Origin of the sequence: Micromonospora wenchangensis (assembly GCF_002210435.1) — a bacterium.
Taxonomy (GTDB): Bacteria; Actinomycetota; Actinomycetes; order Mycobacteriales; family Micromonosporaceae; genus Micromonospora; species Micromonospora wenchangensis.
Genome location: NZ_MZMV01000005.1, coordinates 60,571 through 73,900 on the forward strand (window position 1 = coordinate 60,571; position 13,330 = coordinate 73,900).

Sequence of the window (13,330 nt, forward strand, 5' to 3'; positions counted from 1 at the left end):
GTTCAGTGCCCCACCGGGGTCGCGCTCGCGGTAGGAACGGCGAGGGGGAGGGGCGTCGGTTCCCCGCTACCCTTCCACAACCACGGGACGGTCACACGGTGCCGGCCGTCGGTGATGACTTCGTGAACGACGACGCTCTGAGCTTCGCGTTTGATCAGCGGGGCGATGGTAGGTGTGGTCGCAAGAACGTCGAAATCCCAGGTTCGCAGCAGGGTGAGGATCTGGCGCAGGTTACGGTCGTCGAAGGCGGCGTCGATCTCGTCGATGGACAGCAGGCGAGGCCCCTGGTAGGTGTCGCCGGAATACATCGACCAGGCCGCGGCCAACAGCGGGAGCATCGTCGCGAGACGGGATTCACCGGTGGACAGGCTCTTGAGCGGGTTGGACCGGGTGTTGACCGGCTTGAACTGGTCGGCACCGAAGCTGCTGTGCGTGACGCTGATCTCCCAATGGTGCCAGGAGCGGTAGTCGAAGGTGTGGGCGACACGTTCGGCCCAGGTTTCCTCGCCGGCATCCTCCATCCGTTCCCGCAGGATCTCGTACATCTGATCGAAGACCTCGTCGGAGGGCGGCGCTGTGAGCAGGGCGACCATCTGCTGGGAGTTGCCGTCGTCGCGAACCTTCCAGTCGACCTGCACGCCGACGCGGGCCACACCGGTCCGAACGTTCTCAAGGGTGGCCCGAATCTGCCGAACCAGTTCCCTCGCCGCCTCACGGCGAGTCTGGATGTCACGCCGCAGCTGGGTGAACATCGACGTCTTGAGCGTCGCTTTGACGTCCTGACGCAGATCTCGTTCGAGGCCTTCGGCCGTAGCGCGGAGCGTCTCGGCGGCTTGCCGCAGATCCTCCCCGACGGCGGCGTTAGGTGCAGCGAGCGTGACACGCCGCCACTCCGTGCCCTCAAGGGTGGTGCTGTCGAGCTGCTGATCGAACTCTGCGAGAGCCTGGTTGACGGACCGCATCGTGCTCTCAAGCTGCTTCTGCACCCGTTCCCGAGCGATCCTCAGGGTTTCCATCCGGGCGCTGGTGGTGGGTTTGCCGGCAAGCAGCTGACGCGACCAGGTGAGCGCGGCGGTCAGGTTGGCCGGCCGGTTGTCGCCATCACGCGGCAGCGTCTGCGGCACTTCGGCGAAGCCATGGGTGATCAGCAGACACATTCGATCGAAGCAGTCGGTACGGTGCTGATCCGCCTCTCGACGACGCGGCGCAATCTTCTCAAGCGTCGTGGCGGCGGCAACCGCAGCATTGTCATGCGTACGGAACTCGGCCTCGCGTCGCTCGACCTCGGCCAGCTTGTCGGTCAGTTCGTCAGCGAGCTGGTCTTTCGTCTGCCGTAGCTCGGCGTATTCCGCCCCGTACAGCGTCCGAGTCTGCTCCACCCGGGCGTCCAGTTCTTCGGCGGCGAGCCGGATCTGGCCTGCGGCGGCAACCGCCTTCTGGAACCGGATGGCGACCCGGTCCGCGGCCCGCTGCTCGCGCTGGGCTGTCGCCAGCAAGTCGAGTGCCCGCTGCCCGGCGCTCTGCCAGGCCCCGATCTGCTGCAGCAGGGCAGCGATCAGGCCCCGGTGCCGCCGCAACACATCTCGGTCGGTTGGCAGGACGGCGCCGTCGGGCAGCGTCGCAGCAGTATGCAGTGCGCGCAGCGCCACGCGGACACGGTCACTGGAACGCTGATGCCGGCGGCGATGCTCATCGACAGAGGCGCGGGCGGCGACCTCGTCCCGTTCGGCGACGTCCTCATCACGGATGGTGCGACGCAGATGCTCCACGTCGGGGAATCGCTGTTCCTCAGCGATGCACAATTGCTGAGCCGTTCGGGCCTCATCGCGTCGCTCAGTGGCCTCCGCCAACTCTTCCCGCGCGGCGGCCAGGGCAGCGCCGGCATCGGACTCATCCCGCCTCGATCGTTCTAGTGCGCCAGACGCCTCTTCACGTCGCCGGAGGGCAGTCTCCACCGCCCTGTCCACGCCACTGCGGACAGCATCGAACTCGGCGAGCAGCCCGGTGAGCTGCGCTGCGGCGGTGGCCAGTGCCTGCGTGGTTTGCTGCTGAGCTTTCGCGACGCCGAGCTGCAGTTGGCTGACCTGCGCGCGCGCCATGGCAACCGCGTCGGCGGAAGGGAAGTCATCCCGCTCCCGCAGAGACGCACGGACAGCGGCATCAAGGTGTGCAACGTGTTGCTTCTCAGCCTCAAGGTCGTGACGCGCGGTACCCAATCGCTGTTCGAGGTCGGCGACGAGCGCGAGCCGCGCCCGTTCGCGGGCGACCCGACCGATGAATGTGGCCCGGTAGTTCGGCGGAGCCGACGCGATCACATTGCCGGTGCGCAGGTGCCCGATGCTGAGGTCGCTGCCGGCCAGGTCGACGGCAACGGCCCGCAGCAGCCATTCCACGTGCCGCGGGTCGGCACCCGAGCCGTCCTCCGCAACGAGAATGTCGGCCAGACTCTGCCCGTCCACGGGACCGTCACCGGCGAGTACCAGGTCACCGTCACCGACCAGGCGGTCCGCAGTGATCAGCGCGTCGAGCAGCCCCGCGGTCAGCAACGCACCTTCGACACGGTCGGCCTGTTCTGCACTGATGTGCTCGGCGAAAGCAACGGCGGCCCACAACGGCACGCCACGACCCGGATCGCGGGGCGACCGCCACGGCGGCGCCTGCGGCACCGGCAGCTGTCGTCGGGCCTTTTCGAGCTCGTCCTCGATCCCGGTGACCCGTTGCCTCGCAACCTCGACGGCACGCTCTGCCTCGGCGATGGCGCCTTGCAGACTGTTGACGGCCGCCGAATGGGCCCGTTCCAGATCGAGGAACGGCTGCCGCAGATCGATGGCATCCGGATCGTCGGGCAGGCTCACCGTACGGCCGTTGAGGTGGACGAGCCCGGTGCGCCACCCGGCCACCTGGCGGCTCCACTCGGATGCCGCCTTGGTGGCGTCCACCCGGCCGGCCGCCAGAGCGTGCTCAGCGGCGGCGGTGACGGCGTGGGCAGCGTCCACGGCCGCGTCATGATCGGCTCGGGCCTGGCGTGCCTGTTCGTCTACGGCCGCACGGTCGAGGTCAGCCTGCGCCTGCGCGTTTTCCAGGGCACGTTGAGCCTGATCGGCGACGTGTTCGGCCCTATCCCGAGCCTGCGCGGCCCGGTGTGCCGCACCCTCGGCAGCGTGCACGAGGCGGGTACCGTGCACGACGTCCTGATCCCGGGCCGCCAGGGCGATCCGTTCCCGCGTTGCGGTACCCGCCTCATGCAGCCAGGCAACCAACCGGTCGGGGTCGATGCGGTCCTCGGCGTCAGTCGTCAGGTCTGCCGGAACGGACGGAAGCTGGACCCGGCCACCCTCCCACCGGTCCATTTCGTCGAGTAGGTCCTGCTCGGCGGCACGACGTTCGGCACGGGCATCGCCAACGCGGTCGGCGGCACGGTCCTGGGCCTCCTCGGCGGCCCGGAGATGCCCGGCCTCGGTCCGTTGTTCGACCTGCGCTATGTCATGTTCGTGCAGCATCGCGTCGATGCCGTTGAGAGCCGTCTCGCGCGCCTCGATCCAGCCGCGCGGAGTTTCAGCGATCTGTGCGAGGTCAATCGTGGGTGGGTCCGGATCGAGGCTGGTGGCTGCCGTCACCTGTTCGGTGACCTCGGCGAGACGATCGACGAATGCATGCGCCCCGACATCGCCGGCTGTCGCGCGTAGACGCGAGCCGATCCCAGCCAGATGGCGCTGACTGTTGCGGAACTGATCGGCGCACTCCACTGCCTGCTGGGTGGCCTGTTGTGACTCTTCCTGCAAGTCCAGACCGGCCGCTTCCAGCTCGAACTGCTGCTTGCGTAGATCGGTGAGGCGTTCTTCGAGATGCGGAAGCTCGGCGCCGGCATGCTCACGCAGCGCCCCCTCGGCAGCTTGGAGCCGGCCGCGAACACCGGCGATCTCGCGGCGCAGTTCCTCGCGCCGGGCCTGCACGCGCGCCACCTGTGCCTGCGCGTCCGCCAACTGCTGCTCGGCGGCGCGCGCCTCGCGGGCGTGATCGTCGAAGACCGTCTGGGCATTCGCCAAGCGGGCGGCTTCCTCGGCGATGATCGCGTCAATGTAGCGCTGGTACTGCTGCTCCGATTGTTCCAGCTGCCGAATCTCGGCACGGGCCTGCTTCAGCTGTGCCTCAAGGTCAGCGATGCGTTCCATCGTGTCGGCGATGAACTGCAACGCGCGAGGATCCAGCGCCGGAAGCGCCTCGGTCAGCACCGCGCGCATCTGATTCGGGGAGATCGCCTCTGCGGTGCGGACGCTGCGCAGGCTGCGTAACACTCCGACGAGCGCGTCGAACTGCACCGAGTCCAACGGCGCGAACAACGTCGTACGGATCGCGTCGCGGTACTGGTTCTCCTCGGCAAGGTTCACATAGTCCCGGACCTTCAAGATAAGACGGTCATGGGAGGTGAACAATCGGCCGTCCGCGGCGCCAACCTGCTCGGCGAGCCCTTCGACCGGTACCGGGTCCCGCTGTCGAGCGAGGAAGAGGTCGGTTCCGACGCGACCCGGCATGATGAAGAACGCCTTCTGCAAGCCGCTGCTCTGCGAGCGCAGCCACAACCCGGTCGTCAGGTAGCGAACCTCGCCGGTGCCGCTGTCGCGGTAGCCGTACTCCAGCCACCACGCTCCGGTACGGTCCTCCTTGGCGTTGCGGTCGGTATGCCGGTCTATCAGCGTGCCGACGGCCTCACCAGACACCGACAGCGCCTTCTGCGACACCTCGCCGTCGAGCAGGACGGTGACCAGCATCGAGGCGGTCAAGGACTTACCGGATCCGTTCGGCCCGGCCAGCGCCAGCCAGCCATCGGCGAACATCAGCGTCTCATCGGTCCACGCCCACGAGTTCACCGCACCGGCCCGGGTCGGCTGCCACCTGTCGGCAGCGACCGGTCCGTCGTTCCAATCCGCCACCGGGCCGGCACCGTCGCTTCTTCCGATCGGCTGTCGACCCGGGTGTGCGATGAGGCTCACGCCGGCTCCTCCCTCGGGTCCGAGTCGGCTTCCGTGCGGTGGCGGCCCGGACGAGCAGGCTGGCCATGTCGTGCCCGCACGCGCCACAGGTGCACGCCCGGTGTGACCTGCCACCGGTCCTCATCGCCCGTGACCCGCAGCAGGCCGGCGGTGACCAGTTCCCCAGCAGCGGCCCGGGCCAGAACGGGCAGTCGTTCGGCATAGCCGGCCGCCCACCGCGGCATGTCTCGACGGATCTCCTCGAACATTGTCGTAATCTCACCGGCGGTTACCTCGGACGCGCCGTGATGCGGCAGGTGCGACAGCAGGGCCAGCGCACCCTGGCGCTCTGTCTTGCGGCCCTGCGGGAAGTCGAAGTCAGAGGCGGTTCCCGTCGGGTCGGTGATCTCCCACCAGTCACGGCGAACGCTGGCGACCAGCCCCAGCGCGGCGGCGATGTTCAACGCGCGTTCCCGGCCGGTCGAGGTGGCGAGGTAGCCGACCGGATTCGGGTCGTTGTCCGGATCAGCGACAGGGTCGTCCACCACCCGCCGCAGCGCGGTCAGCCGGCGCCCCTCCACGCTGGCCTGCCGTTGCGCGACGGCGTCGGGCTCGGCATCCGGAAGTGAGATCGCTGTCAGCGTGGCGACGTGCTGATCGGGGGCCCGGGCGCTCAACGACAACAGCGTCGGTGACAGCGAGGCGAACTTGTTAGCGAGGCTGTCGCGGTCAGCGGTGATGAACACCTCAGCGTTCTCGTCTGTCACCGCCCGGTCCAAGTCCGCGTCGACGCCGATCTCCCCGTCGACCTGCAGCAGCTTTATCGCATCCACAATGTTCGCCCGTGCGGCCTGTGCTTCACGCTTGCTGACCCCGTCCGTCGCCACGATCCGGAAAGCCGGTAGCCGACCCGTGGTCGCCTCGGCAGCGCACACCTGAGCCACCGACTGCAACAGCTCGCGCAGGCTGATCCGCGGACGCCGCCACAGCTGTTCACAGACCAGCGCGGCCAGCACCAGCACCTCAGCGGGAGCCAACTCGCCTCGTCCACTTCGCCGCTGCAGCCGCGGCCCGCGATCCCCGGGAACATCGTCCCGGCGCTTATGCAGCCGCACCATCCCACCAACGTCGTGAATGTGCAGGGTCCACCCCAATTCCGTCCGGAAGAAGTCGGTGAGCTCCCGCCGGCCGCGCAACACCACACGGTAGCGAACCGGGTCATCGGCCGAAGAGATCCGGCAGGCGAGAATCAGGTGACGTGCCGCATCGGCAAGATCCGGGTCGAGAAGCCGCTGAGTCATGCGGCACCCTCCCTCGTCACAACCTGCAGACCCAGGGCGACTTCGGACGGCGTCACGGTGATCAGAAGTTCCGGCGCCACCAGAATCCCTTCGGCAAACCGGACCGGCAGGTGCGTCTCGGGACGGCCCAACCGGACCCGGACCACCACGCTGGCACCCTCGGCATGAGCCTCGCCGTATCCGGTAGCGGCATCAATCGTGTTGCGCGCTACTTCGATCGCACCGAGCAGGATCATCAACGCCGGTGTCTCCAGACCGGTGAAATAGCTCAGCGGCACTTCGCCGTCGGTGACCAGCAACGCGCTGAACCGTCGCCGGTTCGCCGCAGTGGCTCCGGCCCTCTCCAAAGCGGCAGCACGGGCAGCACCGGCATCCGGGACCTTGCGGGGACGGCCGCTGGCACGACCGACGCGTTCGTGCTCGCGCAGGATCACATCCACCTGGTGCCGGCTGGTCCCACCGGCTGCCGGGGTCGCGTGGGCAACGTCCTCCTCCGTCGTCCCGACGACCGCATGCACGGCAGGCCACTGGCCGAACGCAGCGGCATACACGCGGCGCGCGGCCTCGTCGTCCGGCTGGGCGTACAAGCTGTAGGCGAGTTCCCGGAAGTCGGCGGCCAGATCCGAGCCACGCCGCAGCGCTGTGTAGCGTCGATCGATGGCCACCAGGAGGGTGTGCACGGCACCAGCCGCCGAGGAGATCAACCGCTGCACCGAACCCGAAGGGGCGAACCAGGCGGCAAGGTCGGACAGCCGACGCACCCGCTCGTCGATCCAGTCCTGCTGATCACGGGTGTCGAGCAGGCCCGCGTGCATGGCGGCGGTCTCGACCAGCGGCCGGTGCCCGACCGACTCCAAGTCGGTCAGGGCCGCCTCGACCCGGCGCAGCGCTCGCCCATACTCACGCGGGAACTGTCGCAGGGCCTCGATCACACGATCACGGTTCTCCCCGAACAGCAGATCGTCGGTGACATCAGACTGCACCATCTGCGCCAGCGCAGCGTAGAAGTCGGCGGTGACACGCTGCATCTCGTCCAGCCTCGTCCGGACGTCATCCAGATCGGTCGGCAGCAACCCAGCATCGGAAGAGAGATGCTCGATCAGATCACGGACCGTGCGTTCGACGCTGTCGAGAAGACGGCTCGGCAGTTGTAGCGCCCGCCGCGAGTCGACGACAGCCGTGCGCACCGCAGCCACCACGGCCCGGCCGATCTTGGTCAGCGCCCACGCCTCCTGCCGGCGGACCACCGCATCCAAACCCGCGTTGAGCGCCGCATAGTCCCGGAATGGCTCGACGAGATGCGCGCTCGTCAGGTAGTCGAGCACCGTGCGCAGCTCGAATTCGGTCATCTGGTCACGAAAACCGACGTCGCGCATCTGCGCGGCGATGTCGGCCGGCGTCGACATCGGGGCGCGGGTCGCCAACTCCTCCAGAGCTGCCAACACTGCCGTGTTGCGCTCGCGCGCCAAGTCCTCGGGTTGGCCGAAACACCGCCACACGACCGGATCGATGTCCTGCCACCACAGCCGTGGCGGGTTCGGCACGCAGTTCCTCCCCCAAGACCATTACCTACCTACCGCGCCCTCGGCGCGGCACTCACCAACACTCCTCGCTACTCTCCGAGACGCACCAGTGACCGACGCCGCAAGATTACGGTCTTCAGGGGACGAAGCGCAGCCCCTGCGCCCAGGAATCGACAGCCGTCGACCAGGACAAGCTTGCCGTCAGGACGTGCGAACAGACGCTGCCGCGCCGCGTCGCCCGCCGCTGGCTGCTCGGGTGCATACGCCGCACCGGTCAGCTTCAACCCGGCACCACGGCCTCGATCAACCAACATCGCGACCGGCCCCGCCGCTCTCGCCGCCGACGCCCTGAGCGGACCGTCCGGACGGCCGCTAGACTGCCCGTCGCGACAGGATGACCGTCTGTCAGCCGTGGCTGTGCTGCGCCCTGCTCGGCGAAGGGAAGTGGTGGCCCCAGGTGAGCACGCTGCCGGGACTCGCGGCGGACACCGCCTCCATTGCCTTGGCGATAATGGCCCCGGACGGCCGCTTTCTCTGGTGCAACCCGGCCGGTCACCGGCTGGGTGTCGGGCTGGCAGACTTGCCGCTGGGACAGATCGGGCCCGACGGGCCCGCGGTGGACCACCAGGTGCAAGGTGCCGACGGAGCCACCAGGTGGTTACGGGTGCGATGTCACGGCATGGAACACGAGGGGCAACCGCTGCGCCTGTACGAGCTGCGTGACGTCAGCGCCGAGCGGCAGGAACGCGACCGTGGGCGCAACTACCGGTGGCGGCTGGCCCACCTCGAGCAACTCGCCAAGGTGGGCACCTGGGAGTGGAACGTACTGACCGGTGAGGTCGTCTGGAGCGACGTGCTGCTGCAGATGTTCGGTCTGCCCGCTGATGCGCACCTCGACTACGACTCCTACCGGCAGATGTTGTACCCGGACGACGTCGCGATGATCGAACGGACGTTGGAAGAAGCCCTGCGCGACGGCGGCTCGTTCTCCTACACGCATCGGATGTACCTCGCCGACGGCGCGACCCTGCGCGTCTTCGAGTGCTACGGCGAGGTCTTCCCCGATGCCGCTGGGGCGCCGGTGCGCGTCCTGGGCACCGCCCACGACATCACCGCGATGCGGCGAGTGCAGGACGAGCTGACCAAGCTGGCCGAACGCGACCCGTTGACCGATCTGCCGAACCGCCGTGCCCTGCTGGCCCGCCTCGACGACCTGATCGCCGAGCTGCGGGAACGGTCCGCGGCGTTGCTGCTGATCGACATCGACAACTTTAAGGACATCAACGACGTGCACGGGCACGCGGTCGGCGACGACGTGCTGCGCGTCCTGGCCCGGCGGCTGCTGCACGAGCTGCCCGACGGCACGGTGCTGGGCCGCCTGGGCGGCGACGAGTTCGCGGTCGTCCTGCCGGGGGCGTACGCCGAGGACGCCCTCGCCGTCGCCGAGCGGCTCTGCGACGCCATCGTCCGCACGCCCGTGCCGTTGGCCGGCACCGGGCTGCGGGTGACCCTGAGCATCGGTGCCGCCTCGCTGGAACCGGGCGACACCCGCGACACCGTGCTCGCCCACGCCGACCTCGCCCTGTACGAGGCGAAGAACGCCGGCCGCAACCGGGCCAGGCTCTACCTGCCGGAGCAGTACCGGCACGCCGTGCAGCGCGTCAACGTGGTGACCCGGGTCCGCAAGGCCCTCGACGAGAACCGGATGCGGTTGGACGCCCAGCCGATCATCGACCTGTCGACCGGGGAAGTGGTCAGCCGCGAGCTGCTCATCCGGCTGCGCGACGGCGGCGAGCCCAGCCTGTCACCGGCGGAGTTCCTACCGACGGTGGAACGTGACGACCTCATCGGTGAGCTCGACCGGTGGGTGGTGTCCACCGCCACCCAGGCGCTGGCCCACCCCAAGGCCATGACGGCGGGAATGTGCTTCGACATCAACATCTCGGCCCGATCCCTGGAATCGCCGGGCTTCGGTGACTGGGTGGTGCGCACCCTGCGCGCGGCCGGCATCGACGCGAGCCGGCTCGGCCTGGAGATCACCGAGACCGCGGCGATCACCAATGTCGCCGCGGTGCGGCACCTCGCCAGCACCCTGCGCGACGCCGGTTGCCGGCTGAGCCTGGACGACTTCGGCGCCGGGTTCGGCTCGTTCGCCTACCTCAAGCACCTGCCCTTCAGCACGGTCAAGATCGCGGGCGACTTCGTCCGCCAGGCGGATCACGGCGGTGCCGATCCCGTGCTCATCGACGCGGTCGTCCGCGCCGCGCACGGCCTGGGCATGCGAACCGTCGCCGAGTCGGTGGAGCGCGCCGCGCTGGTGCCGGCACTGCGGACGCTGGGCGTGGACGCCGGCCAGGGCTACCACCTGGGCCGACCGACCCCATTGGACGAACTACTCGGCCGAACGTTCGACTCGCGGCAGGGCGGCGGGGCGGCCGGGACAGTCGTGGGGCATCCTGAACCCTGATCAACCGCCCCGGTTTGGAGACTCAGGTGAACGCACCCCGGACAAGGCCGTTCCCCACCGGCGCCGAACTCGTCACGAGCGACCTCGACGCTGCCCGTAGCTTCTACCAGGACCTGTTGGGCTGGACGTACCAGGCCACCGCCGACGGCTGCACCGCGCTCGCCGACGGAGTTCCCGCCGCCGATCTGCGGTTCGGTCCTGCCCCGGCCCGCTGGTGGACTGTCTTCGGCGCCGCCGACGAGGCCACCGTCCGGGCCGCCGCCGGCGCAGCCGGCGCCCGGCTGACCGGCGACGAGGTGCACGACCCGCTGGGCGGGAGCTTCCGGCTACGCACCGCACCGGCCCCGGTGGCCCCGGGCCCCGGTCGGCCCTGCTGGTACGAGTACATGACGACCGACCCGGCCGGAGCGGACCGGTTCCACACCGCCGCCCTGGGCCTGCGGTCCAGCGTGCCACCCGGCGCCCCCGACGACTCGTACGCCCTGCTCGTCGGCGACGTCGCGCCGGTCGCCGGCCGGCTCGCCACGCCTGCGCCGCTGGACACCCTGCTGCCCGCCGGCTGGATGGTCTATCTGGCCGTGGCGGACCCGGACGACGTCGCCGAGCGGGCCCAGCGGGGCGGTGGCCGACTGCTGGTGCCGCCGCGCGACGTGGTGACCGGTCGGGTCTGCGCGCTCGCCGACCCGGCGGGAGCCGTCTTCACCGTCATTCGACCGGCCCACACCGGTAGCTGACTGCCAGGCGTTCTCGCGCAGCTCGTCGTCACCCCGGCGTCCCGAGACCGGCACCGAGACACGGAGGGACCCGGCCTGCCACGCGTTCAGGGATCCCCTCGGAGAATGTGCCGCGATCGCGGGAGCGGGGGTCTGCTCAACGACGGGCCGCCCGCCGCCGCAGCCCACCCACCAGCACGACGAGGACAGCCAGGGTTGAGCCGGCGACGAGGATGAGGTTCCCCCGGTTTGCCGGAGGCTCCTCGGGACCTGGACCGGCGCCTACCTCACCTGCCATCAAATCGTGAAACCCTACGCCGCTACAAGCGCCACAGAACCTGACAATGCACTACTAGGTCTGGTCATACTGCTCCCAAAACCGTGCCCGAAGCTGGTGTCGCACGGCTTCACTCAGATCGACTTCCCCGAGCTGCTCCGACAGGTCGGTCAGTAGGGCTTTGTCGATATCGCGTGGGATCGATGGTTTGCCGGCGGTGAGTTCCGCCAGGGCCTCGGGCGTGGCGGAACTGCGGAAAGTCGTCAGGACGTTGGTGACGACCGAGCCGATCTGTTCGGCAAGGTCAGGAGGATCCTCGTGATTCGTCGTGCCCGTGCCGACGTCCAGGGCCCCGCTGACGGCGAGCGCGGACGGCCGGCGGGGTGCTCGTGAGTCTTCCTGCGCGGTGGAGCCCGTCGTCGGGGCTTTGGCACGCGGGTGCCCGCCCAGCGACACCGCCATCGGTGACGGCACCGCCGAGGGTGTCTCCATCTTCGTCACGGCAGTGTCGATGGCGTCCGGAAAAATGATCTTGAGCCCGTCGGCCGCCCGGATCAGATGCCGGCTGATGCCGTGAGGCCGGTCCTGCCCGTTCGGGACGGCGAGCAGGATGACCTGCACCCCGTGCACCTGGGCCTCCTCCACAGCCTCGGTCAGATCATCGTCGCCCGAGACGAGGACGAAGACGTCCGCAACGGCGTTGCGTGCGTGCATCACCAGGTCGAGCCCAATGCGCAGGTCGACACCCTTCTGCTGGCCATCCACGCCGAACCGGCCGAGCCGCAGCTTGACGTTGGGGAGTTCACCGATGAACTGCTGCGAGCCGTCGGGCACGCCGTCTCTCGCGGAGTCGTACCAGTGAACGCGCAACATCGGCAGCTCCGACAGCGCCTCGGACTGCTGGACCAGCGCGTCGATCAGTGACTCGTAGTCGACCTGAATCCCGTTCCGCAGCGACGTCCCCGTCACCCGGACCGCCGCAGCGCTGAGCAGGTAACCGACGTCCACATACAGGGAGCATTTAGGCCTCACGACCCATAGGATGCCACCCCCGTGCCGCAACTATCGAGGCCGCAGCCCGGCGGCGCAGCTGCGGCCGCCCGCAGGCAACGGCGTCCGCGATCTTGACATCGCGCCGTCCTGGGGTCGGGGCGTAGCACCACGCCTTGATCAAGGACAGGACCAAGCCGACGGCCAAGCCGGCGATGAGAGATCGTTTCAGGAACGACGTCGAGCAGCCGGCCGCCAGCGCTGCCGCAGTTGACCAAGCTGCTGCGACATCGGCGATAAGGCGGGGCGTGGCGGCGGAGCATGGTGAAGCCGCGGGATCGCGACCAGCATGGTGGGGGAGCAGGCACCGCCAGAGACAGGCTCCGGTGATCTTGATTCGGGCTGATCGGGTGGGGGGACCAGACCTGGAAGATCAGCCTGGGGAGGGCTCACTGTCACGGCCTGTGTCGAAGTTGGTCACAGCCACTCGTTGATCGCGGCGATGTGGATGGTGGCTTCGTAGCGGACGGCGAGCTTGTCGAAGCGGATCGCCACAGCGCGGTTGCGTTTGAGTCTGTTGAAGCCGCACTCGACTGCGTGGCGCTGCTCGTACCGCTGCGGGTCGAAGGCGGGTGGCCGGCCGCCCTTCGACCCCTTCTTACGTTGACGCGGCCCGAGTTACCCGCCACGCTCCGGGTGACCGCTGGTTCGTCGACGAGACGTATGTCAAGGTCAGCGGCGTCTGGCGGTACGTGTACCGGGCCATCGGTCAGTACGGGCAGGTCATCGACGTGCTGGTATCCGCCCGCCTTGACGCTGCCGCAGCCCGCAGGTTCTTCACCCGGGCACAGAAGGTGTTGAAGACGGTGCCGGTCGAGGTGGTGACCGACGCCGCCGCCGTCACCACCGACACCCCAGCCCGGCAACGCCCGGCCGCCGCGTTCAACGAGCTCGCCCAGGCGATCTCACTCCCACCGCTCTACCCAGGCGGAACGCGTCTCCCGATCGGACAACGCAACAGCGCCGGGGATCCGGCTTCGTGGAGCCGCCGCGCCAGCCTCGCCGCAGGAACGCACCAAAAAGCCGATC

The 13,330-nt window shown here is 68.8% G+C and carries 6 protein-coding genes and 2 pseudogenes; 3 read left to right on the top strand and 5 right to left on the bottom strand.

Annotated features, from left to right (window positions below; genetic code table 11):
- Nucleotides 1-2: 2 nt before the first annotated feature.
- From B5D80_RS04195 to B5D80_RS04205, 3 genes are read right to left on the bottom strand one after another with little or no spacing between them, the layout of a single operon-like run.
- On the bottom strand, nt 3-4,991 hold the full coding sequence (locus tag B5D80_RS04195) for an SbcC/MukB-like Walker B domain-containing protein (RefSeq protein ID WP_088642427.1): 4,989 nt from the start codon (nt 4,989-4,991) through the stop codon (nt 3-5).
- Complete coding sequence (locus B5D80_RS04200; RefSeq protein WP_088642428.1) at nt 4,988-6,271, bottom strand: DUF2398 family protein; 1,284 nt, start codon at nt 6,269-6,271, stop codon at nt 4,988-4,990. Before B5D80_RS04200 ends, B5D80_RS04195 begins: the two co-directional genes overlap by 4 nt.
- Complete coding sequence (locus B5D80_RS04205) at nt 6,268-7,815, bottom strand: DUF2397 family protein (RefSeq protein WP_088642429.1); 1,548 nt, start codon at nt 7,813-7,815, stop codon at nt 6,268-6,270. Before B5D80_RS04205 ends, B5D80_RS04200 begins: the two co-directional genes overlap by 4 nt.
- Before the next feature lie 658 nt (nt 7,816-8,473).
- On the opposite strand from B5D80_RS04205, the gene B5D80_RS04210 reads away from it, so the two are divergent.
- Both B5D80_RS04210 and B5D80_RS04215 read left to right on the top strand, forming a co-directional pair.
- Complete coding sequence (locus tag B5D80_RS04210) at nt 8,474-10,261, top strand: putative bifunctional diguanylate cyclase/phosphodiesterase (protein ID WP_158224118.1); 1,788 nt, start codon at nt 8,474-8,476, stop codon at nt 10,259-10,261.
- 26 nt (nt 10,262-10,287) lie between these two features.
- The gene (locus tag B5D80_RS04215; protein ID WP_088642431.1) at nt 10,288-10,995 is read left to right on the top strand and encodes a VOC family protein; all 708 of its coding nucleotides are present in this window, start codon (nt 10,288-10,290) and stop codon (nt 10,993-10,995) included.
- Between the two features lie 331 nt (nt 10,996-11,326).
- Here B5D80_RS04215 and B5D80_RS04220 read toward each other — a convergent pair whose 3' ends face one another.
- Nucleotides 11,327-12,259: an NYN domain-containing protein gene (locus B5D80_RS04220; protein WP_211291387.1), complete on the bottom strand. Its 933-nt coding sequence runs from the start codon at nt 12,257-12,259 to the stop codon at nt 11,327-11,329.
- A gap of 459 nt (nt 12,260-12,718) precedes the next feature.
- A pseudogene (locus B5D80_RS34965) lies at nt 12,719-12,907 on the bottom strand (IS5 family transposase); the annotation flags it as partial.
- Here B5D80_RS34965 and B5D80_RS33840 point away from each other — a divergent pair.
- Nucleotides 12,895-13,143: pseudogene (locus tag B5D80_RS33840) on the top strand (DDE-type integrase/transposase/recombinase); the annotation flags it as partial. The pseudogenes B5D80_RS34965 and B5D80_RS33840 overlap by 13 nt on opposite strands.
- Between the last annotated feature and the right edge of the window lie 187 nt (nt 13,144-13,330).

Coding starts and splice junctions, on each gene's coding strand:
- B5D80_RS04200 (WP_088642428.1), bottom strand. CDS start 6,271: ATGACTCAGCGGCTTCTCGACCCGGATCTTGCCGATGCGGCACGTCAC.
- B5D80_RS04210 (WP_158224118.1), top strand. CDS start 8,474: ATGGAACACGAGGGGCAACCGCTGCGCCTGTACGAGCTGCGTGACGTC.